Consider the following 21,263-nt stretch of genomic DNA (forward strand, 5'->3'; position numbering starts at 1 on the left):
CGCCTCAGTTGCGCAACCGCACCGGCGGCACGCGATCGCCCCGGCCGTCGACGAACATCGCCACGCGCCCGTCGATGCGCCGGAAGCGCAGGTCGACGCGATCGTTGCCCAGCGCGACATCGAGCAACCGCACTTCGTCGATGCCGATCGGCAGGCGCGGACGATCGACCGAGATCTCGCCACGCAAGCCATCGATCTCCACGCCCAGGCACGCCTGCAGCAACATGAAAGGCGCGCCCGCGGCCCACGCCTGCGGCAGGCAGGCGACGGGGTAGGCGATCGGTGGCGCGCCCTGCACGCGCGGGAAGCCGCAGAACAGTTCCGGCAGGCGCATGTCGAAGTTCACCGCGGACTCGAACGCACTGCGCAGCAACGTGACCGCCGCATCGCGATGCCCGTAGCGCGCGATGCCCGCGGCGCATAGCGCCGTGTCGTGCGGCCAGATCGATCCGTTGTGGTACGACATCGGGTTGTAGCGCGCTTCGCCAAGCGCGAGCGTGCGCACGCCCCAGCCCGTGTGGAATTCCGGCAGCATCAATTGCGCGGCCACCGATGCAGCGCGCGCGGGATCGGGCAAGCCGCAGAACAACAGATGCCCCGGATTGCTGGCGCGCACTTCGCACAGTGCGCCCTTGCCATCGACCGCGATGCCGTAGAAGCCGCGATCCTCCATCCAGTAGCGCGCTTCCACCGTCTCGCGCAATCGATTGGCGCGCGCGTCCCAACGTTGCGCGTCCTCGATCTCGCCGCGCAGCCCGGCCAGCTCCGACATCGCGCGGAACGCGGCGTACGCATAGCCCTGCACTTCGACGAGCGCGATGGGGCCGGGCGGGAATTTCCCGTCGGCATGGAACACCGAATCCTCGCTGTCCTTCCAGCCCTGGTTGGACAAGCCGGTGGATTCGCCGCGCGCATAATCGAGGAAGCCGTTCGCGTTGGCATCGCAGACGCGCTCGATCCAGCCCGTTGCCGCGCGCAACGCAGGCCACAGGCGATCGACGAAGGCCATCTCGCCCGTGCGGCGCGCGTAGGCGCCCGCCAGCATCACGAACAGCGGCGTCGTATCCACGCCACCGTAATAACGCCCGAACGGCAGCTCCTTCATCGCCGCCATCTCGCCCTTGCGCGTCTCGTGCATGATCTTGCCGGGCGCCGAATCCAGGAACGACGACTCCTCCTGCGCCTGGTGCGCCGCGAGGAAGCCCAGCACGCCGCGCGCGATGCCCGGATCGAGCCACAAGGTCTGCAGCGCGGTGATCACCGCATCGCGCCCGAACGGCGTCGAGAACCACGGGATGCCCGCGTAGGGATACGGCCCGGTTTCCAGTTCGCTCGTCAGCAGCGCGAGGTCCGCGCGCGATCGTTGCATCCACGCATCGAACAACGGCCCGTTGCTGCGCACGCGCGCACCGCGACGCCCGCGCGACCGCATGCGGCGACGCGCCTGCGCCGCCGCTGTGCGATGCGTGGCGCGCGAAGGCACGGGGCCCGCTTCGCTGCCGACTTCGACGAACAGTTCCACTTCTTCGCCCGGCACCAGCGGGAACAGGAATTCCAGCATCCGGCCTTCCACGCGATGCGCCTCGCGCGAGAACGCCACGACCGACGCGCGCATCACCTGGTCCAGCCCGCGATAGCGGAACTCCACCGTGTGGCTGCCCGCCGTGTGCGGCGTCGACAGCAACTCGCCGCGCGCCGGACGCACCATGCCGCGCACTTCGAACATGTCGCGGAAGTCCGCGCCGAGTTCGATGCGCACCGGCAGCGTCAGCGGGGCGTTGCCGTAGTTCATGAAGGCGAGGCGCTCGTACATGCGCTCGTCGTGCAGGAAGCGCGAGCGCAGGATGTGCACGAGCCCTTGCGGGGCCTCGCTGCCACCGAGCGGCGGCAACTGGCGATTGGTGAGGTGCGCGAGGAAGAAGACGTTGTCTTCCGTGACCGCGGCGCTCAGCAGCGCGGGCACCGTTTCGCCGAGGCGCAGGCGGTAGATCGACAGCAGCCGCGTGTCGTCGCGGAACATCCCCGTGCTGCCTTCCTCGATGTCGCCGTACCCGTTGGCCACGAGGAAGCTGTCCCCGTCCTTGAGGACATGGCTCGCATACAACGCGGCAGTCGCCGCCGGATCCATGCTCATGCCAGGCGCAGGCCGCGATCGGGTTCGCGACCTCGCGCCAGTTGTCGGTACAGGTCCACGTAGTGCTCGGCCATCCCGCGCGCGGTGAAGCGGCGCTCGAACACATCGCGCACCGCACGTCGGTCGTAGCCCAGCACTTCGCGCGTGGCGGCCACCGCATCGTCTTCGCTGGACACGATGCGGCCGGTCACGCCGTCGTCGATCACTTCGGGCACCGAGCCGCAACGCCACGCGACCACCGGCGTACCGCAGGACATCGCTTCGATCATCACGATGCCGAAGGGCTCCGGCCAGTTGATCGGGAACAGCAGCGCGGCGGCATTGCCGAGGAACTCCGGCTTCTGCGCATCGCCGATCTCGCCGATGAATTCCACGTCCGCGCCGCGCAGCAGCGGCTCGATCGCGCGCTCGTAGTACGCCTTGTCCTGCGCGTCGATCTTCGCGGCCACCTTCAACGGCATGCCGACGCGGCGTGCGATGGTGATGGCGCGATCCACGCGCTTCTCCGGCGAGATGCGGCCGAGGAAGGCGAGGTAATCGCCCTGCGGCTCGCCGTTGAACGGGCACAGCGTATCCGGCATGCCGTGGTGCACCGTGCCGAGCCAGTTGGCACTCGCCAGCGGCTTGCGCTGGTTCTCCGAGATCGATACGAGCGGGAACTGATCCCACTGCCGGTACACGCCCGGCAGGTCCTTGAGGTCCAACCGGCCGTGCAACGTCGTCAGCGTGCGATCCGCGAACTGCTCGAAGAACGGGAAGTGGATCATGTCGGTGTGGAAATGCAGCACGTCGAAATCGTCCATGCGCTCGCGCAGCTCGTGCAGCATGCTCATGTGCGAGGCAAGGTCGGATTTCAGCGGCGCGGGATCCAGCCGGATCGCCTGGTCGCGCGAAGCATGCAGCGTGGCGCGCGTCTTCGCTTCGGCCGACGCAAACAGGGTGACCTCATGTCCTGCATCCACGAGAGCATCGGTCAGCCAGGCCACCACGCGTTCGGTGCCACCGTAGAGTTTCGGCGGAACCGCTTCGTACAGCGGCGAAATTTGCGCAATCCTCAAGACAGTTCCCCACGCGGCGGTCAGTGCCGCACCGTAGGCGAAAGGCCGTAAAAACGACGTCTGGAGCACGCGAGAGCGAGGCTGCGCCCCATTCAGATGCTCAGCCGCGCGGGCCGCCCATCACCGGCAGGATCGCGCCGTTGATGTACGACGCGGTCACTTTCGAGGCGAGGAAGACGAACGCGGGCGAGATCTCTTCCGGTTGCGCGGGACGTCCCATGTCGCTCTGCTTGCCGAATTCGGCGACGGCCTCTGCGGGACGATCCGACGGATTCAACGGCGTCCACACTGGTCCGGGCGCCACCGCGTTCACGCGGATGCCGCGTTCCAGCAGGTTGCTGGCGAGCGACTTGGTGAACGCATGGATCGCGCCCTTCGTCGCGGAGTAGTCCAGCAGTTCCTTGCTGCCGAACAACGCCGTCTCCGAGCCGCAGTTGATGATCGACCCGCCTTCGGGCAAGTACGGCAACGCCGCGCGCGCCATGTGGAAGTAGCCGCCGATGTTGGTCTGGAGCGTTTCCTGGAAGTGTTCTTCGCTGATGTCCGCCAGCGATGCGGCGTGCAACTGGAAGGCCGCGTTGTTCACCAGGATGTCGAGGCGCCCGAATTGCTTGACCGTCTTTTCCACCGCTTCTTCGCAGAAGCGCACGGATTTCACGTCGCCGGGGAGCAGCAGGCAACGCTGGCCTTCGGCTTCCACCAGGCGCTTGGTCTCTTTCGCATCCTCGTGTTCCGACAGGTAGACGATCGCCACGTCGGCGCCTTCGCGTGCATAGAGCACCGCGACCGCGCGCCCGATGCCGGAATCGCCGCCCGTCACGATCGCCACCATGTCGGCGAGCTTTTCGCTGCCGATGTAGTCGGGCGCGAGGAAGCGCGGGGCGAGGGCGAGGTCGTGTTCGTTGCCCGGTTTATCGAGGTGCTGCTTCGGCAGTTGCGTGGGTTCCTTGCGCGCGCCGGCCTGCACGGGTTTCTTCTTCGCCTGCGAACTCTGCGGTTTCGCCTTGGCGTCCTTCGCCTCGATCACCGATTGCAGCGCCCGTTGCTTCTTCGCGGTGGACGCGCCGGTCTGTTTCTTGCTTGCCATGCGGAACTCCGGGCGCGGGAAAGCCCCGAACCTAGCGATGCGCGCGTTGAAGCGACGTGGAAGGGGCGTCGCGTTTTTCCATCACGCGCCGCACCGCGCACGCGCGCTAGGTTCGCGCTCACCAGCCCGCAGGGAGACGCCCATGCCACGCGATATTCCGACCAAGCTCCCCGCCGACGGCGAACTCGAACGCCGCGACCCGCGCGTCGAAACGCGGCCGCGCGACGAAGACGTGCACATCGATCGCCGCGACCAGGTGCTGCTGCACGACATGCCGTCCATCACCAACCGCGGCACCGGCAGCGTCGATCCGGCCGCCGAGGGCCATGGCAAGTCCGCCAAGGCGATCCACGACGAGGATCCCGACGGCATGGGCATTCCCGGCGAAGCGGTGCGCAGCGGCCACGACCAGCAAGGCAGCGGCTTCTCCAGTTCCGACGACACCGCGATGGACGATCGCCATCTCAGCGATTGAGCACGGCGCGCGTTGACGCGCCGTCCACCCGATGCTCACGACGGCGTGAGCACAATCGATCGGATGGAAACGAGTGAACGCCCGCGTCCATCGCCGCCGCCGCCCGCGCCTGGATGGACCGATACATGGGCGTTGTTCCTCGACGTCGATGGCTCGCTGCTCGATTTCGCGCTGGATCCCAATGGCGTCGTGACGCCCGAGGGATTGCAGCGCGACATCGCCACGCTCCACGTTGCGCTCGATGGCGCCGTTGCCTTGGTGAGCGGGCGCGCGATCGATGCGATCGACGATGTGCTCGGTGCATTGCGACAAGTGCCAGCTGCTGGCCTGCACGGACTCGAACGCCGTGAAGCGGGCGGCGCGTACTTCGCGCCACCGCCCGCGCCCGACGCACTCGATGCCGTGCATGCAGAAGCGCAACACGTCGCCGTGGCGTTCCCCGGTGCCGTCGCCGAACGCAAGGGACCGAACCTCGCGCTGCATTGGCGCGCCGCACCGGAAGCGCAGGATGCCTTCCGTGCATTCGCTGCAGCGGCGTTGCGATTGCTGCCGGAGTATCGCGTGCAGGCCGGCGACCACGTGCTCGAACTGCGTCCCGGCGGCGAATCCGCCGACAAGGGCACCGCGGTGGAAGCGTTCCTGCAGCAAGCCCCGTTCCGCGGTCGCCGCCCGGTGTTCGTCGGCGACGACCTGACCGACGAACACGCCTTCGCCGTCGTCAACGCGCGCGACGGCATCAGCATCCTCGTCGGCGATCGCGATGCCAGCGTCGCGCGCTGGCAGTTGGCCAATCCCACCGCGGTGCGTGCCTGGTTGCATGCGCTCGCCACCGCCACCGCCACAGGAGTGCACGCATGACGCGCCAGGCCAGCCTCGATCTCGGCGTCATCGGCAACGGCACGTTCGGCGCCCTGATCGATCCCGACGGCAGCGTCGTGTGGTGCTGCCTGCCCGCGTTCGATGGCGATCCTGCGTTCTGTTCGCTGCTCTCGCCCAAGCGCCCGGGCGGTGCGTGGGAGATCGAGCTCGAAGACCAGGCGCACACCGAACAACGCTATCTCCCGAACACCGCCATCCTCATCACGGTGCTGCACGACCGCCACGGCGGCGCGCTGGAGATCACCGACTTCGCACCGCGCTGGCGGCATTACGATCGCCTCTATCGCCCGGTCGGCCTGTTCCGCCGCGTGCGTCCGCTCGCCGGTTCGCCGCGCATCCGCGTGCGCCTGCAACCGCTCGCCGACTGGGGCGCGCGCGAACCCGAACGCACGTGGGGCAGCAACCACATGCGCTGGCTGTTGCCCGGCCACGTGCTGCGCCTCACCACCGACCTGTCGCTGCGCCTGCTGCGCGACGAACTGCCCTTCGTGCTCGATCGCGAACTGCACTTCGTGCTCGGCCCTGATGAAACGCTGACGCAGCCGATCGGCGCGTTCGTCCGCGACGCCGAAGAGCGCACGACGAACTACTGGCGCGAATGGGTGCGTTACCTGTCGATCCCGCTGGAATGGCAGGAGGCCGTGATCCGCAGCGCCATCACGCTGAAGCTGTGCCAGTACGAGGACACCGGCGCGATCATCGCGGCGATGACCACGTCCATCCCCGAAGCGCCGCACACCACGCGCAACTGGGATTACCGCTACTGCTGGCTGCGCGATGCGGCGTTCGTCGTGCGCGCGCTCAACCGGCTCGGCGCGACGGCGACGATGGAGGAGTACATCCGCTACATCTTCAACATCGTCACCGCCGAACCCGCGGACATCCAGCCGGTGTTCGGCATCGGCTTCGAAGCGCAACTGCACGAAGACGAAGCCGAAGGCCTGGCGGGCTATCGCGGCATGGGCCCCGTGCGCGTCGGCAACCTGGCGTGGAAGCAGGTGCAGCACGATGTGTACGGCAGCGTCATGCTCGCCTCGACGCAGTTGTTCTTCGACCAGCGCCTGCAACATCCGGGCGATGCGGCGACGTTCGCGCGCCTGGAGCCGCTGGGCGAACAGGCCTGGCGCATGCACGACCAGCCGGATGCGGGCCTGTGGGAATTCCGCGGACGCGCGTCCGTGCACACGTATTCGTCGGTGATGTGCTGGGCCGCGTGCGATCGCCTGGCGAAAGTCGCGGCGCGCTTCGGCCTGGTCGAGCGCGTGCAGCATTGGCGCGGGCGCGCGGATCGCATCCGCGCCAAGGTGATGGAAGCGGCGTGGAATGCCGAGCTCGGCCACTTCGTCGATGCCTTTGGCGGCGATCGCCTCGATGCGAGCCTGCTGCTGCTCGCGGACACGGGTTTCATCGAAGCGAAGGATCCGCGCTACATCGCCACGGTGGAGGCGATCGGCAAGGGCCTGCGCCGCGGCCACGGCCTGTATCGCTACATCGCGCCGGACGACTTCGGCGCACCGGAAACCAGCTTCACCATCTGCACGTTCTGGTACGTCGAAGCGCTCGCCGCGATCGGCCGCCATGACGAAGCGCGCGCGTTGTTCGAAACCGTGCTCGCGCGGCGCAATCCGCTGGGCCTGCTGTCGGAAGACCTGGGCTTCGAAGATGGCGAGGCGTGGGGCAACTTCCCGCAGACGTATTCGCACGTGGGCCTGATCAGCGCTGCGATGCACCTGTCGCGCCCGTGGCAGGACGCCACGTGAGTCGCGCATGAGTCGCCTCGTCATCGTCTCCAATCGCGTCGCGTTGCCGCACGAACAGCGTGCCGGCGGGCTCGCGGTGGCGATGCGCGCGGCGCTGAAGGAATTCGGCGGGCTGTGGTTCGGCTGGAGCGGCAAGCGCGTGCGCGACGAACCCTCGGGCCGCATGCACGAGATCAAGGACGGCAACACCACGTACGCGACGATGGACCTGTCGTACGAAGATTTCGACGGCTACTACAACGGCTTCTCCAACCGCACGCTCTGGCCGCTGCTGCACTTCCGCCTCGACCTGGTGGACTACCGGCGCGATACCTACGACGACTATCGCCGCGTGAATTCGCTGTTCGCCGAGAAGCTGGCGAAGCAATTGCGCCCGGACGACGTGGTGTGGGTGCACGACTACCACATGATTCCGCTCGCCCAGCGCCTGCGCGAACTCGGCGTCGCCAATCGCATCGGCTTCTTCCTGCACGTGCCGATGCCGTCGTCGGACCTGCTGGCGGCGATGCCGAACCACGAACAATTGTTTTCGTCGCTGGCCGCGTATGACCTCGTCGGCTTCCAGACCGAGCGCGACCTGGACCGCTTCCAGAGCTACGTGCGCCTGTATCGCGGCGGCAAGGTGTACGCCGATGGTCGGTTGCGCATGCAGGACGGGCGCGAATTCCGCGCCGGCGCATTCCCGATCAGCATCGACACCGGGATGATCGCGCGCCAGGCCGCCGCTGCCGTGTCGCGCGCATCGGTGCAGCGCCTGCGGGACAGCCTCGGCAGCCGCGTGCTCGCGATCGGCGTGGACCGGCTCGATTACTCGAAGGGCTTGCCGGATCGCTTCCGCGCCTTCGAACGCTTGCTGGAGAGTTATCCCGAACTACACGGGCAAATCACCTACCTGCAGCTCGCGCCCGTCTCGCGCGTCGAAGTGCCGGAATACCAGGCGTTGCGCCGCGAACTGGAAGGCCTGGCCGGCCACATCAACGGCCGCCACGCCGCGCCGGAATGGACGCCGGTGCGCTACGTCAACCGCGATTTCTCGCACGGCGTGCTCACGGGCTTCTATCGCAGCGCGGACATCGGCCTGGTCACGCCGTTGCGCGATGGCATGAACCTGGTGGCGAAGGAGTTCGTGGCGTCGCAGGATCCGGAGAAGCCCGGCGTGCTCGTGCTGTCGCGCTTCGCCGGCGCGGCGGCGGAGATGCACGAAGCCCTCATCGTGAATCCGTACGACCTCGACGGCGTCGCCGACGCCCTCGCGCAGGCGCACGCCATGCCGATGGATGAACGCAAGGAACGCTGGCACGCGCTGCACAAGCGCCTGCAGAAACACGACATCACGTTGTGGCGGCGGAAATTCCTTGAGGCGCTCGCGGCCTGAGCCGCGTCATGCGCCGCCGTTGAAGCCCTGCTGGCGCCACGCTTCGAACACGACCACCGCGATCGCATTGGACAGGTTGAGGCTGCGATTGCCCGGCCGCATCGGCAGGCGCAGGCGCTGCGATTCCGGGACATGCGAGAGCACATCGTCCGGCAAGCCGCGCGTCTCGGGCCCGAAGAGAAACGCATCGCCTTGCGTGTAGGACGGCGTATCGAAGCGCACGCTGCCGCGGGTGCTCAGTGCGAAGAGGCGTTGGGGTGCGATCGCGGCGAGCGCTGCATCGAGCGAATCGTGGACCTGCAGCGTCGCGTATTCGTGGTAGTCGAGGCCGGCGCGTCGCAGCTGCGCATCCTCGAGCGTGAAGCCCAACGGCCGGACCAGGTGCAGGCGCGCCCCGGTGTTGGCGCACAAGCGGATCGCGTTGCCGGTGTTGGGCGGGATCTCGGGCTGGAAGAGGACGACATCGAACATGCCGCCATCATCGACACAAGCCGCTCAACCTTCCAGCTTCACCTTGCGCACGATGTGCAGCGCGCCCGGGATCATCGAATGGAAATCGACGCGGGGCAGGGCGGCGGCGGTCGCGGTGGCGTTCGCTTCGGCCTGCGCGGTGGCCGGTTCGCCCGGATCCCGGGCAGCGACGCCGGCGGCGAGGAGCAGCGCGGCGACGGGTAGCGCCAGCAGGCCGCGGAGCAGTTGGGTGTGCATCGACATGGGAGACCTCCTTGGCGTGCCGGACGGAGCACTTGGTTGACCAGTACTCACGCACGGAACGTGCCAATGCCTAACGCATTGATTCGCAAGGAATGACGGTGCGACGTTCGCGTGTCCGCGGACGTCCGGACGTGGTTACCAGGCCATCTGCTCGCCGCGCCAGTCGAGGAAGCGGCCGCTGTCCTTGGCCTTCAAGCCGCCGATCACCTGCAGCAACCCGGCTGCCGATTCCTCCGGCGAGATCTCGCCACCGGTGCCGCCCATGTCGGTGCGCACCCATCCGGGACTGAGCGCCACCACCAGGATGTTGCGCGATGCGAGTGCCAGCGCGAGTTGCACGGTGGCCATGTTCTGCGCGGCCTTGCTCATCGAATAACTCGGCGAGCGGAATTCCGTGCGCGTGGCGAGGCTGGCCATCTGCGTGGAAATGTTGGCCACCGTCGCGCCGTCGGCGAGCAGCGACGCGAGCGCCTGCACCAGCAGCAGCGGGCCGATCGCGTTCACGCGCAGGCTGTCTTCGAGGATCGCCGGATCCAGCTTTCCCCAGCGTTCGCCGGAATGCAGCACGCCGGCGTTGTTCACGAGCAAGTCGATCGGTGCGCCGTCGAGGACCAGCGGGAGTTCGCGCGCGAGTTCGTCTCGCGATTTGTCGGTGGCCACGTCGAGGGGCAGCACGTGCAGGCGGCCCGGGTATTCGCCCGCGAGCGTGTTGAGCGCGGTGGCCTTGCCGGGGTGGCGGGCAGTGGCGACGACGCGATCTCCACGCGCGAGCAGTTGCCGCGTGAAGGCGAGCCCCAATCCGCGGTTGGCGCCGGTGACCAGGCTGTGCTTCGGGGCGCTTGCCATGCCTGCGTTCCTTGCGACCGCGGCGGGTGTGCCGTCCGACCTAGTGTATCCACCGCGGCGGCGGGCTAGGATCGCCGGTCAAACGACCCGGAGCTTCCACCGAATGAACCCGATCCGCAGGCCGCATTCCGCCCTGGCCACGTGTGCGCTGTCGCTCGCGCTGTCCTTCGCCATCGGCGGCACCGCTTTCGTGCCTTCGATCGCGCACGCCGCGTCGCCCAAGGCAGAGCTGGACATCCCGTACGAGGCGTTCACCCTCTCCAACGGCCTGCGCGTGATCGTGCACACCGACCGCAAGGCGCCGGTGGTGTCGGTGGCCATCTGGTACCACGTGGGTTCGAAGGACGAGCCGACCGGTCGCACGGGCTTCGCGCACCTGTTCGAGCACCTGATGTTCAACGGCTCGGAGAACCACAAGGGCGAGTACTTCGGCCCGTTCGAAATGGCCGGCGTGTCGGACATCAACGGCAACACCTGGCTCGACCGCACGATGTACTTCGAAACGGTGCCCACCACCGCCCTCGACATGGCGCTTTGGATGGAATCCGACCGCATGGGCCACCTGCTCGGCGCGATCGACCAGGCCACGCTCGACGAACAGCGCGGCGTGGTGCAGAACGAAAAGCGCCAGGGCGAGAACGAACCCTACGGCCGCGTCGACGAACGCATGCTGGCCCAGACCTTCCCGGCCAACCATCCCTACCACCACGACACCATCGGCTCGATGGCGGACCTCAACGCCGCCTCGCTCGATGACGTGAAGACGTGGTTCCGCACGTACTACGGCGCGGCCAACACCGTGCTCGTGCTCAGCGGCGACATCGATGCCGCCACCGCGAAGGCGAAGGTGCAGCAGTACTTCGGCGACATCGCACCGGGACCGGCCGTCGCACGCCAGGCGCAGTGGGTCGCACCGCGCACCACGTCCACGCGCGACCAGATGGAAGACACGGTCGCGCAGACGCGTATCTATCGCGAATGGAACATCCCGGCGCGCGACCAGCGCGACTTCGTGATGCTCTACCACGCGGCCGGCGTGATGGGCGGCGGCAAGACCTCGCGCCTGTACCAGCGCCTCGTCTACAAGGACAAGCTGGTCGACGACGTGCAGGTGGATGTCACGCCGTTCGAGCTCGCCAGCCAGTTCGTGCTCACCGCCGATGTCAAGCAGGGCGTGGATCCGAAGAAAGTCGAGGCCGCGATCGCCGAAGAATGGCAGCGCTTCCTCGCGGAAGGCCCGACGCAGGACGAACTCGCGCGCCTGCAGGCGCAGGATCGCGCCGGCACCATCCGCGGCCTCGAGCGCGCCCTCGGCAAGGCCTCGCGCCTGGGCGAAAGCGCGCTGTACCTCGGCAGCCCGGATGCGTGGAAGAAGCTCTACGCCTGGAACCAGGAAGCCACGCCCGCCGACGTGCAGGCCGCCGCGAAGAAGTGGCTGTCGCAGGGCGATTACACGCTCACCGTCGTGCCGGTGAAGGAAGCGCCGAAGATCGAAGACGTCGCCGGCCTGCCCGCCAGCAAGGACAAGCCCGCCGACATCCCCGGGACGTCCACCGCCTCGCTCAAGGCGACGCCCGGCACCGTCGATCGCAGCAAGGGCGTGCCCGAAGTCACCAGCTTCCCCGACATCAAGTTCCCGCAGGTCCAGCGCGGCAAGCTGAAGAACGGCATCGAAGTCGTGCTTGCCGAACGCCACACGGTCCCGACCGTAGGCATCACGCTGCAGTTCGACGGCGGTTACGCCAGCGATGCCGGCCGCAAGCTCGGCACCGCCAGCTTCACCTCGGCGATGCTGGATGAAGGCACGCAGTCGCTGGATTCGGTCGAGATCGCGCAGCGTCGCGAACGCCTCGGCATGAACCTCTCCACCGGCTGCAACCTCGACAGCTGCAGCGCGTCGGCCAACGTGCTGAAGGCCGAACTCGCGCCGTCGCTGGCGCTGTTCTCCGACGTCGTGCGCAACCCGGCGTTCCGCGATGCGGACGTCGAACGCATCCGCGCGCAGTGGCTGGCCGGCATCGCGCAGGAAAAGACGCAGCCCACCAGCCTCGCGCTGCGCACGCTGCCGCCGCTGCTGTACGGCGCGGGCCATCCGTACGCGATCCCGTTCACCGGCAGCGGCACCGAAGCCGACATCCAGGCGCTCACCACCACCGACATGCGCGGCTGGCAGGCCGCGTGGCTGCGCCCGGACAACGTGCGCATCTTCGTCGCCGGCGACACCACGCTCGCGGAAATCACCAAGCAGCTCGACGCGGCCTTCGGTGACTGGAAGGCGCCGTCGGTGGCCAAGGGCACCAAGACGCTGCCGAAGGTCGCCGAGCAGACCGCGCCGCGCGTGTTCCTGGTCGACAAGCCCGGTGCGCAGCAGTCGCTGATCCTCGCCGGCCTGCTCGCACCGCCCACCACCGTGCCGAACGACCTGGAAATCCAGACGATGAACGGCGCGTTCGGTGGTGCGTTCACCGCGCGCCTCAACATGAACCTGCGCGAGAACAAGCACTGGGCCTACGGCGCGTACAGCTTCTATCGCGACGCCCTCGGCCAGCGCCCGTACATGCTTTACGCGCCGGTGCAGACCGACAAGACCGCCGAGTCGGCGAACGAAATTCGCATGGAAGTGAACGACGTGATCGGCAAGCGCCCGCTGTCGACGGACGAGATCGCCAAGATCAAGGCCAACGACGTGCGCGGCCTGCCGGGCAGCTACGAAACCGCGAGCGCGGTGCTCTCGGCGCTGACCAGCAACGCGCTGTACGGGCGTCCCGACGACTACGTGTCCACGCTGAAGGCCCGCACCGAAGCGCAGACCGACGACGCGGTGCGCGCCGCGGCGACGGAAATCATCAAGCCGAAGGCGCTGACGTGGGTGATCGTCGGCGACCTGTCGCAGATCGAGCAGAAGGTGCGCAAGCTCGACCTCGGCCAGGTCTCCATCATCGACGCCGACGGCAAGCCGGTGACGCGCGCCGCCGTCGCACCGGCGAAGGCGCCCGCCGCCAACGGCACGAAGTGATGATGCGTCCCGCGATCGGGCTCGTGCTCGCCGTCGTGCTGTCGTCCTGCACCTGGGTCCACATGGCCCCGGGTGCGAGCGCGGTCAAAGTGGTGACCGGCCCGCCGGCCGGTTGCCAGAACCGCGGCGAAGTCGAGGTGTCCGTGAAGGACAGCGTCGCCTTCTACGACCGGAACGCACTGCGCGTGCAGGAAGAACTGGAAACGCTGGCCCGCAACGAGGCCCCGGGCCTCGGCGCCAACACGGTGCAGCCGCTGGCGCCGCCCAAGGAAGGTTCGCAGCGCTACGCCGCGTGGAAGTGCCGTTGAGCCACCGGAAGCGGACATTCCGGCCCGCCTGAACAGCGGGATCGTCCACATCTTCATGAATCCACGGGTCCTGCGGGACCCGTTTCCATTTTCAAGACCTGTGCGGCGGCGGTGAAGCCGGTATCCTGTCGCGCCCCCGGGCCCGGCCGCTTCGGCCCCCGCTCGCGGGATCCGTCACTTCGCAGGCAGTCCCCCATCATGTTGTTCCAACACGTCGCCATTGCCGGCCTCGCTCATATCGACGCGCCGCGCCGCTTGAGCTCGGACGAAATCAACGCGCGCCTCAAGCCCACGCTGGATCGCCTCGGCATCAAGACCGACGTGCTGCAGGACGTGGCGGGAATCCATGCGCGACGCTTGTGGGATGAAGGCATGCAGGCCTCCGACGCGGCGACGCTCGCGGCGGTGAAGGCGCTGGCCGATGCCGGCATCGATCCCGACAAGGTGGGCCTGCTGGTCAACACGTCGGTGAGCCGCGACTTCCTCGAGCCGTCCACGGCGTCGATCGTCAGCGGCAACCTCGGCCTGTCCGACATGTGCCAGAACTTCGACGTGGCCAACGCGTGCCTGGCGTTCCTCAACGGCATGGACATCGCCAGCCGCATGATCGAGCGCGGCGAGATCGACTACGCGCTGGTCGTCGACGGCGAAACCGCCGACCTGGCGTACGAGAAGACGCTCGAGCGCCTGCTGCGCGTGGAAACGACGGAAGAAGAATTCAAGAACGAACTCGCCACGCTGACGCTGGGGTCCGGCGCCGCCGCGATGGTGCTCGCGCGTGCCGAACTCGCCCCGGGCGCCCCGCGCTACAAGGGCGGCGTGACGCGCGCGGCCACCGAGTGGAACAAGCTGTGCCGCGGCAACCTGGACCGCATGGTCACCGACACCCGCATGCTGCTGATCGAAGGCCTGAAGCTCGCGCAGAAGACCTGGATCGCCGCGCGCCTGGCGCTGGGCTGGGTGGCCGAGGAGATGGACGAGTTCGTCATCCACCAGGTCAGCCAGGTGCACACCGCCGCGTTCGTGAAGGCCTTCGGCATCAACCCGAAGAAAGTGCTCACCATCTTCAACGAGCACGGCAACATCGGCCCGGCCTCGGTGCCGATCGTGTTGTCCAAGCTGCGCGAAATGGGCCGCCTGAAGAAGGGCAACCGCATCGCGTTGCTCGGCATCGGCTCGGGCCTCAACTGCTCGATGGCCGAAGTCGTTTGGTAAACGCGCAAGCGCTGCCCGACTACCCGTTCGAACCGAAGCGGATCGCGATCCGCCCGGGCATCGAACTGTCGTACCTCGACGAAGGCCCGCGCGACGGCGAAGTCGTCGTCATGCTCCACGGCAATCCGTCGTGGAGCTATTACTGGCGCCACCTTGTCACCGGCCTGCGCGATCGCTATCGCGTGATCGTGCCCGACCATGTCGGCATGGGCCTGAGCGACAAGCCGGACGATGCGGCGTATCGCTACACGTTGCAGTCGCGCGTCGATGACCTGGCCACGCTGCTCGACACGCTCGGCATCGATGGCCCGGTCACGCTGGTCGTGCACGACTGGGGCGGCATGATCGGCATGGGCTGGGCGATGGCGCATCCCGCCCGCGTGCGGCGCTGGGTGGTGCTCAACACCGCGATGTTCCCGCTGCCCGAAGCCAAGCCGATGCCGTGGCAGTTGTCGCTCGGGCGCGATTCGAAGCTCGGCGCGCTGATGATCCGCGGGTTCAATGCGTTCTCCGGCATCGCCTCGCATGTGGGCGTCGAACGCCGCATGCCCGACGCCGTGCGCCGCGCGTATGTCGCGCCGTACGACACCTGGCGCAACCGCATCGCCACGCTGCGCTTCGTGCAGGACATTCCGCTGCGCGAAGGCGATCCGGCGTGGGCGTTGGTCGATGCGGCGGGTCGCGCGTTGCCGACGTTCGCCGACCGGCCCGCGTTCCTCGGCTGGGGCCTGCGCGATTTCGTGTTCGACGGCCATTGCCTCGATGCATTCCGCCGCGCGTGGCCACAGGCGGAGACGCACGCATTCGACGACGCCAACCACTACGTGCTGGAAGACAAGCACGCCGTGCTGGTGCCGGCGATCCGCGCCTTCCTGGATCGCCACGCGCTGCTGGCCTGAGCCATGCGCGATTCCAACATCGCCGCCGCCCTCCCGCGCCTGGCCCGCGAACGCGGCGACCAGGTGGCGATGCGTTGCCCGGGCCGCGATGGCCGCTACGCAACCGCGATCACTTACGCGCAGCTCGACGCCCGCAGCGATGCGATCGCCGCGGGTCTGGCCCTGCGCGGCATCGTGCGCGGCACGCGCACCGTGGTGATGGTGCGGCCGACGCCGGAGTTCTTCCTGCTGATGTTCGCGCTGTTCAAGGCGGGCGCCGTGCCGGTGCTGGTGGATCCGGGCATCGACAAGCGCGCGCTGAAGCAATGCCTCGACGAAGCCGCGCCGGATGCCTTCATCGGCATCCCGCTGGCGCATGTGGCGCGCGTGGTGTTGCGCTGGGCACGCTCGGCGTACATCCGCATCACCACGGGATCGCGCGCGTTCTTCGCGGACGCGACGCTTGCGGACGTCGAACGCGACGGCGCGAATGCCGGCCCGCAACTCGCCGACACGCAACCCGACGATGTCGCCGCGATCCTGTTCACCAGCGGCTCCACCGGCGTGCCGAAGGGCGTGGTGTATCGCCATCGCCACTTCGCCGCCCAGATCGACATGTTGCGCGAAGCGTTCGGCCTCGCGCCCGGTGGCGTGGACTTGCCGACGTTCCCGCCGTTCGCGTTGTTCGATCCGGCGCTCGGCGTCACTTCGATCATTCCCGACATGGATCCCACGCGGCCCGCGAAAGCGGATCCGCGCAAGCTGCTGGCGGCGATCGAGCGCTTCGGCGTGACGCAGTTGTTCGGCTCGCCTGCGTTGGTGGCGGTGCTTGCGCGTCATGGCGTGGCGATGCCGACGGTGAAGCGCGTGACATCGGCGGGTGCGCCGGTGCCGCCGGATGTTGTCGCGAAGATGCGTGCGCTGTTGCCCGGTGATGCGCAACTCTGGACGCCGTACGGCGCCACTGAATGCCTGCCCGTCAGCGTGATCGAAGGGCGCGAGCTGCAGGGCACCCGCGAAGCCACCGAGCGTGGCGCCGGCACCTGCGTCGGCCGTCCCGTGCCGCCGAACGACGTCCGCATCATCCGCATCGACGACAACGCGATCGCCGAGTGGTCGGACGCGCTGTGTGTTTCGCCGGGACAGGTGGGCGAGATCACCGTCGCCGGGCCGTCGGCCACCGATTCGTATTTCCGTCGCGATGCTGCGACCGCGCTCGCGAAGATCCGCGAACGTCTCGCGGATGGCAGCGAACGCATCGTGCATCGCATGGGCGATCTCGGCTGGATCGATGGGGACGGTCGCCTGTGGTTCTGCGGGCGGAAGACGCAGCGCGTGATCGTCGATGACCTGACGACGCTGTGCACCGAGCAGGTCGAGCCAATCTTCAACACGCATCCATGGGTCGTGCGTAGCGCACTGGTCGGTGTCGGTCCGAAGGGCGCGCAAGTGCCGGTCCTCTGCTACGAGGAAACGAACCACATCAGCACCGGTGTCTTCGATGTCCAGGACAGGCTGCGCCATCTCGCCGATGGCCATGTCCACACCGCGAAGATCCGGTATTTCCTGCGCCACCCCGGCTTCCCCGTCGACATCCGCCACAACGCCAAGATCGGCCGCGAAAAACTCGCCGTGTGGGCGACACGCGAACTGGCGAAGCGCAAGATGCCCGCGCCATGAAGATCCTCGTCACCGGTGGAGGCGGCTTCCTCGGCCAGGCGCTGTGCCGCAACCTGGTGGAGCGCGGCTTCGAAGTCGCCAGCTTCAATCGTGGCCATTACGCCGCACTCGATGCGCTGGGCGTCGAACAACACCAGGGCGACCTCGCCGATCGCGACGCCGTGCTGGCCGCCACGCAAGGCATCGGCGCGATCTTCCACAACGCCGCGAAGGCCGGCGCGTGGGGTCCGTACGACGACTACTTCCGCGCCAACGTGCTCGGCACGCGCAACGTGCTGGCCGCGTGCCGCGCGCATGGCATCGCGCGTCTCGTGTACACGTCCACGCCGAGCGTCACGCATCGCGCGACGCATCCGGTGGAAGGCGGCACCGCCGACAGCGTGCCGTACGGCAGCGGGTTCAAGGCGCCCTATGCGACGACCAAGCTGATCGCCGAACAGGAAGTGCTCGCGGCGAACGACGCCACGCTGGCCACCATCGCCTTGCGTCCGCGCCTGATCTGGGGCCCGGGCGACAACCAGTTGCTGCCGCGCCTGGCGCAGCGCGCACGCGCCGGTCGCCTCCGCCTGGTGGGCAGCGGCGACAACCTCATCGACACCACGTACATCGACAACGCCGCGCAGGCGCACGTCGATGCGTTCCACCATCTCGTGCCGGGCGCCGCCTGCGCGGGCCGTGCGTACTTCATCAGCAACGGCGATCCGCGGCCCGTGCGCGAGATCGTCAACGCGCTGCTCGGTGCCGTCGGCGCGCCGCCCGTGACGAAGCACCTGCCGTTCCGCGCCGCGTTCGCGATCGGCGCGGTGTGCGAAGGCCTGTGGACCGCGCTGCCCCTGCGCGGCGAGCCGCCGATCACGCGTTTCCTCGCCGAGCAGCTGAGCACGACGCACTGGTACGACATGGGACCGGCGACGGACGACTTCGGCTACGTGCCCGGCGTGTCGATCGAGGAAGGCTTGCGGCGCCTCGCCGAAGCGAACCGGCCTTGACCCTGGCGTCGGGGGCAGACCGTCTAGAATCCCCGGCCATGACCGCGACCCCCGACCGCTCCCCGTTGAACTGGCGCCGCCACGCCGGCCGCGCGCTCGAGATGGCGCTCGACCGCGCGCTCGCGCTCGACCCGGACACGCGCGCGTCGTTGCGCGCACTGGACGGCCGCCGCGTCGCGCTCGCGATCGAAGCACCGCCGCTCGCGTTGCAGGTCACCGTCGACGGCGAACACCTCCGCGTCGGCCCGGTCGACGATGCGAACGAACCCGACCTCGGCATCCGCGCCACGCTCGGCGGCCTGGTCTCGCAGCTTCCGTTCTTCAAGCGCGACGACGCGCCGCCCGTGGGCCGCGTGCGCGTGTCCGGCGACGCCGACCTCGCGCGTCGCCTGCAGCGCCTGGCCGAACGCTTCGATCCGGATTGGCAGCAACCCTTCACCACCGTGTTCGGCGATGTCGTCGGCGTGCAGGTCGCCAAGGCGTTCGGCGCCGCGTTGCGCGAAGCGAAATCCGCCGGTGCGGGCTTCGCGGGCAGCACGGCCGAATACCTGACCGAGGAATCGCGCGACGTGGTGGCGAAGGATGAACTGCACGCGTTCTTCGACGACGTCGACGCGGTGCGCGACGACGTCGAACGCCTCGCCGCGCGCGTGCAACGCCTGCGTCGCGGGAGCGCCGCATGACGCCGGTGCTGCGCGCCGCGCGCATCGGCCGCGTGCTGGTGCGTTACCGCCTCGATGATCTCCTCGACGACACGCCCGCCGAACGCTGGCTGCGCCTGATGCGCCCGTTCGTGCCGAGCGCGTCGGCCGAAGTGGCCGCGCAATCGCGCGGTGCGCGCCTGCGCCTGGCGTTGCAGGAGCTCGGGCCGATCTTCGTGAAGTTCGGGCAGATCCTGTCGACGCGCCGCGACCTGGTGCCGCCCGACATCGCGATCGAACTCACGCTGCTGCAGGATCGCGTCGCGCCGTTCGACGGCAACACGGCGCGCGTGCTGGTCGAAGAAGCGCTGGGCCAGCCGATCGATGTGGCCTTCGCCTCGTTCGACACCACGCCGCTCGCATCCGCGTCCATCGCGCAGGTGCACGCGGCGCAGATGCACCCGGTGGGCGACCAGCCGCCGCGCGAGGTCGTGGTGAAGGTGCTGCGCCCAGGCATCGAGAAGCAGATCGCGGGCGACATCGCGCTGCTGAAGTCGATTGCCGCGCTGGTGGATCGCACGCATCCGTCCGCCGACAAGATCCGCCCGCGCGAGATCGTCGCGGAGATCGAGAACACGCTGGCCGCCGAACTCGACCTGCAGCGCGAAGCCGCGAACGCCTCCGTGCTGCGTCGCTTCTGGCAGGGCTCCAACGACCTGTACGTGCCCGAGCCGATCTGGTCGCACACCGCGCAGCGCGCGCTGACGATGGAGCGCGTGCACGGCATCCCGAGCGACGACATCGCCGCGCTCGATGCCGCCGGCATCGATCGCAAGGCGCTCGCCGCGAAGGGCGTGCGCGTGTTCTACCAGCAGGTGTTCCGCGACAACTTCTTCCACGCCGATGCGCACGCCGGCAACATCTGGGTGGATGCGCAGCGCCAGCAGGACCCGAAGTTCATCGCGCTCGACTTCGGCATCATGGGCCAGCTCTCCAGCGAGGATCAGTACTACCTCGCGGAGAATTTCATGGCGATCTTCAACCGCGATTACCGCCGCATCGCCGAGCTGCACGTGCAGGCCGGCTGGATGCCGTCGCACATCCGCATCGACGAGCTGGAAGCCGCGGCGCGTTCGGTGTGCGAGCCGTACTTCACGCGGCCGCTGTCGGAGATCTCGCTGGCCGAGGTGCTGATCAAGCTGTTCCGCACCGCGCAGCGTTACGAACTCACGCTGCAGCCGCAGTTGATTCTGTTGCAGAAGACGCTGCTGAACATCGAGGGCGTCGGCCGGCAGCTGGATCCGGACATCGACATCTGGGCGGTCGCGCGCCCCGTGCTCGAGCGCATCCTGCTCGATCGCTACAGCCCGCAGCAGCTGCTCACCGAGTTCCGCAAGCGCCTGCCGGAAATGGTGACGCGCGCGCCGGACATGCCGCGCCTGTTGCACAGCTGGCTGACGCAGCAGGTGGAAGGCGGGCATTCGCTGAAGATGCAGTCGCAGGACATCCGCGACCTCACGCAGATGATCCGCGGCGCACAGCGGCGCGTCATCTCCGCGATCCTGGGCACGGGCCTGCTGATCGCCGCTGCGGTGATGTACAGCCTGGAAGCCGGCGGCCCGCGGTTCTTCGGGTTGCCAGCGTCGGTGTGGATCGCGGGACTGGGTGGGGCGTGGGCGCTGCTCGCCGCGTGGCCGCGTCGTAAATAAAGCTCCCTCCCTGCGAAAGCAGGGGAGGGTTGGGGAGGGGTCAACCGACTCCGCAGACCGTTCGGCTTCAACGCAACGTTCGCGCACAACACGCTCCCTCGACCCCACCGTCGAAGGATCGACATGCGCACCATCTGGAAGCGAGCCCGCGCCCTCCGCAACAATTCGACCCTCGCCGAGCGCCACGTGTGGCGTTACCTGCGACGACGCAACCTCGGCGGTTACAAGTTCCGCCGCCAGTTCCCGATCGCCGGCTTCATCGTGGACTTCGCGTGCGTCGAAGCGCACATCGCGATCGAACTCGACGGCGGCCAGCATGCGGAGGCCGTTGCCTACGATGCGGCGCGGACGAGGAAGATCGAGGAGAAGGGCTATCGTGTGCTGCGGTTCTGGGACAACGATGCGATGAAGCAGACGAATGCGGTGCTCGAAGTGATCCTGAAGGTGTGTGATGAACGAGCTCGGTGAGAGCGCCCCTCCCCAACCCTCCCCTGCTGGC

Annotated in this window: 19 protein-coding genes; 13 read left to right on the forward strand and 6 right to left on the reverse strand. The window is 68.1% G+C overall.

The window, feature by feature from the left end; genetic code table 11:
* Positions 1-4: 4 nt before the first annotated feature.
* The 3 genes from LYSHEL_RS06860 to LYSHEL_RS06870 all read right to left on the reverse strand — a co-directional run bounded on the left by LYSHEL_RS06860 (position 5) and on the right by LYSHEL_RS06870 (position 4,279).
* A complete protein-coding gene (locus LYSHEL_RS06860; protein ID WP_244858694.1) occupies positions 5-2,134 on the reverse strand; it encodes an amylo-alpha-1,6-glucosidase in 2,130 nt (709 codons plus the stop codon).
* Entirely contained in the window at positions 2,131-3,192 is a 1,062-nt protein-coding gene (locus LYSHEL_RS06865) for a glycosyltransferase family 4 protein (protein WP_213437016.1), read from the reverse strand. The genes LYSHEL_RS06860 and LYSHEL_RS06865 overlap by 4 nt, the downstream gene beginning before the upstream one ends.
* Before the next feature lie 100 nt (positions 3,193-3,292).
* Entirely contained in the window at positions 3,293-4,279 is a 987-nt protein-coding gene (locus LYSHEL_RS06870; protein ID WP_213437018.1) for an SDR family oxidoreductase, read from the reverse strand.
* Positions 4,280-4,421: 142 nt separating this feature from the next.
* Between LYSHEL_RS06870 and LYSHEL_RS06875 the strand changes: the two genes are divergently transcribed.
* From LYSHEL_RS06875 to otsA, 4 genes are all read left to right on the forward strand, one after another.
* Complete coding sequence (locus LYSHEL_RS06875; RefSeq protein ID WP_213437020.1) at positions 4,422-4,754, forward strand: hypothetical protein; 333 nt, start codon at positions 4,422-4,424, stop codon at positions 4,752-4,754.
* 63 nt (positions 4,755-4,817) lie between these two features.
* On the forward strand, positions 4,818-5,612 hold the full coding sequence (gene otsB / locus LYSHEL_RS06880; protein ID WP_213437027.1) for a trehalose-phosphatase: 795 nt from the start codon (positions 4,818-4,820) through the stop codon (positions 5,610-5,612).
* The gene (locus LYSHEL_RS06885) at positions 5,609-7,393 is read left to right on the forward strand and encodes a glycoside hydrolase family 15 protein (protein ID WP_213437029.1); all 1,785 of its coding nucleotides are present in this window, start codon (positions 5,609-5,611) and stop codon (positions 7,391-7,393) included. The genes otsB and LYSHEL_RS06885 overlap by 4 nt, the downstream gene beginning before the upstream one ends.
* Before the next feature lie 7 nt (positions 7,394-7,400).
* Positions 7,401-8,768 (forward strand): alpha,alpha-trehalose-phosphate synthase (UDP-forming), encoded by a 1,368-nt coding sequence (gene otsA / locus LYSHEL_RS06890; protein ID WP_213437031.1) that lies wholly within the window; start codon positions 7,401-7,403, stop codon positions 8,766-8,768.
* A 6-nt stretch (positions 8,769-8,774) separates the two neighbouring features.
* Here the strand turns inward: otsA and LYSHEL_RS06895 are convergent, their stop codons facing one another.
* From LYSHEL_RS06895 to LYSHEL_RS06905, 3 genes are all read right to left on the reverse strand, one after another.
* Complete coding sequence (locus LYSHEL_RS06895) at positions 8,775-9,239, reverse strand: tRNA (cytidine(34)-2'-O)-methyltransferase (RefSeq protein ID WP_213437033.1); 465 nt, start codon at positions 9,237-9,239, stop codon at positions 8,775-8,777.
* A gap of 24 nt (positions 9,240-9,263) precedes the next feature.
* Positions 9,264-9,482 (reverse strand): hypothetical protein, encoded by a 219-nt coding sequence (locus tag LYSHEL_RS06900; RefSeq protein WP_213437035.1) that lies wholly within the window; start codon positions 9,480-9,482, stop codon positions 9,264-9,266.
* Between the two features lie 135 nt (positions 9,483-9,617).
* On the reverse strand, positions 9,618-10,328 hold the full coding sequence (locus LYSHEL_RS06905) for an SDR family oxidoreductase (RefSeq protein ID WP_213437036.1): 711 nt from the start codon (positions 10,326-10,328) through the stop codon (positions 9,618-9,620).
* 112 nt (positions 10,329-10,440) lie between these two features.
* On the opposite strand from LYSHEL_RS06905, the gene LYSHEL_RS06910 reads away from it, so the two are divergent.
* From LYSHEL_RS06910 to LYSHEL_RS06950, 9 genes are all read left to right on the forward strand, one after another.
* Positions 10,441-13,344, forward strand: a complete 2,904-nt coding sequence (locus tag LYSHEL_RS06910; RefSeq protein ID WP_407075178.1) for a M16 family metallopeptidase — start codon at positions 10,441-10,443, stop codon at positions 13,342-13,344.
* Between the two features lie 2 nt (positions 13,345-13,346).
* Positions 13,347-13,652 carry a DUF4156 domain-containing protein gene (locus LYSHEL_RS06915; protein WP_213437040.1) on the forward strand — a complete coding sequence of 102 codons (306 nt, stop codon included), beginning with the start codon at positions 13,347-13,349 and terminating at the stop codon, positions 13,650-13,652.
* 198 nt (positions 13,653-13,850) lie between these two features.
* Positions 13,851-14,867, forward strand: coding sequence for a 3-oxoacyl-ACP synthase III (locus LYSHEL_RS06920; RefSeq protein ID WP_213437042.1), 1,017 nt, complete (start codon positions 13,851-13,853; stop codon positions 14,865-14,867).
* Positions 14,861-15,766, forward strand: coding sequence for an alpha/beta fold hydrolase (locus LYSHEL_RS06925; protein WP_407075166.1), 906 nt, complete (start codon positions 14,861-14,863; stop codon positions 15,764-15,766). The genes LYSHEL_RS06920 and LYSHEL_RS06925 overlap by 7 nt, the downstream gene beginning before the upstream one ends.
* Before the next feature lie 3 nt (positions 15,767-15,769).
* Positions 15,770-17,425 (forward strand): olefin beta-lactone synthetase, encoded by a 1,656-nt coding sequence (gene oleC / locus LYSHEL_RS06930; protein ID WP_213437044.1) that lies wholly within the window; start codon positions 15,770-15,772, stop codon positions 17,423-17,425.
* Positions 17,422-18,414: a 2-alkyl-3-oxoalkanoate reductase gene (gene oleD, locus LYSHEL_RS06935; RefSeq protein ID WP_213437046.1), complete on the forward strand. Its 993-nt coding sequence runs from the start codon at positions 17,422-17,424 to the stop codon at positions 18,412-18,414. The genes oleC and oleD overlap by 4 nt, the downstream gene beginning before the upstream one ends.
* 38 nt (positions 18,415-18,452) lie before the next feature.
* Complete coding sequence (locus tag LYSHEL_RS06940) at positions 18,453-19,097, forward strand: ubiquinone biosynthesis accessory factor UbiJ (RefSeq protein WP_213437048.1); 645 nt, start codon at positions 18,453-18,455, stop codon at positions 19,095-19,097.
* On the forward strand, positions 19,094-20,764 hold the full coding sequence (gene ubiB, locus LYSHEL_RS06945) for a ubiquinone biosynthesis regulatory protein kinase UbiB (protein ID WP_213437050.1): 1,671 nt from the start codon (positions 19,094-19,096) through the stop codon (positions 20,762-20,764). Before LYSHEL_RS06940 ends, ubiB begins: the two co-directional genes overlap by 4 nt.
* A gap of 123 nt (positions 20,765-20,887) precedes the next feature.
* Positions 20,888-21,232 (forward strand): endonuclease domain-containing protein, encoded by a 345-nt coding sequence (locus LYSHEL_RS06950; protein ID WP_213437052.1) that lies wholly within the window; start codon positions 20,888-20,890, stop codon positions 21,230-21,232.
* Positions 21,233-21,263: the final 31 nt, after the last annotated feature.

Source organism: Lysobacter helvus (assembly GCF_018406645.1).
Classification (GTDB): domain Bacteria; phylum Pseudomonadota; class Gammaproteobacteria; order Xanthomonadales; family Xanthomonadaceae; genus Noviluteimonas; species Noviluteimonas caseinilytica.

Coding starts and splice junctions, on each gene's coding strand:
- otsA (WP_213437031.1), top strand. CDS start 7,401: ATGAGTCGCCTCGTCATCGTCTCCAATCGCGTCGCGTTGCCGCACGAA.
- LYSHEL_RS06905 (WP_213437036.1), bottom strand. CDS start 10,328: ATGGCAAGCGCCCCGAAGCACAGCCTGGTCACCGGCGCCAACCGCGGA.
- LYSHEL_RS06870 (WP_213437018.1), bottom strand. CDS start 4,279: ATGGCAAGCAAGAAACAGACCGGCGCGTCCACCGCGAAGAAGCAACGG.
- LYSHEL_RS06900 (WP_213437035.1), bottom strand. CDS start 9,482: ATGTCGATGCACACCCAACTGCTCCGCGGCCTGCTGGCGCTACCCGTC.
- LYSHEL_RS06950 (WP_213437052.1), top strand. CDS start 20,888: ATGCGCACCATCTGGAAGCGAGCCCGCGCCCTCCGCAACAATTCGACC.
- oleC (WP_213437044.1), top strand. CDS start 15,770: ATGCGCGATTCCAACATCGCCGCCGCCCTCCCGCGCCTGGCCCGCGAA.
- LYSHEL_RS06895 (WP_213437033.1), bottom strand. CDS start 9,239: ATGTTCGATGTCGTCCTCTTCCAGCCCGAGATCCCGCCCAACACCGGC.
- LYSHEL_RS06860 (WP_244858694.1), bottom strand. CDS start 2,134: ATGAGCATGGATCCGGCGGCGACTGCCGCGTTGTATGCGAGCCATGTC.
- LYSHEL_RS06915 (WP_213437040.1), top strand. CDS start 13,347: ATGCGTCCCGCGATCGGGCTCGTGCTCGCCGTCGTGCTGTCGTCCTGC.
- otsB (WP_213437027.1), top strand. CDS start 4,818: ATGGAAACGAGTGAACGCCCGCGTCCATCGCCGCCGCCGCCCGCGCCT.
- ubiB (WP_213437050.1), top strand. CDS start 19,094: ATGACGCCGGTGCTGCGCGCCGCGCGCATCGGCCGCGTGCTGGTGCGT.
- LYSHEL_RS06875 (WP_213437020.1), top strand. CDS start 4,422: ATGCCACGCGATATTCCGACCAAGCTCCCCGCCGACGGCGAACTCGAA.
- LYSHEL_RS06885 (WP_213437029.1), top strand. CDS start 5,609: ATGACGCGCCAGGCCAGCCTCGATCTCGGCGTCATCGGCAACGGCACG.
- oleD (WP_213437046.1), top strand. CDS start 17,422: ATGAAGATCCTCGTCACCGGTGGAGGCGGCTTCCTCGGCCAGGCGCTG.
- LYSHEL_RS06920 (WP_213437042.1), top strand. CDS start 13,851: ATGTTGTTCCAACACGTCGCCATTGCCGGCCTCGCTCATATCGACGCG.
- LYSHEL_RS06940 (WP_213437048.1), top strand. CDS start 18,453: ATGACCGCGACCCCCGACCGCTCCCCGTTGAACTGGCGCCGCCACGCC.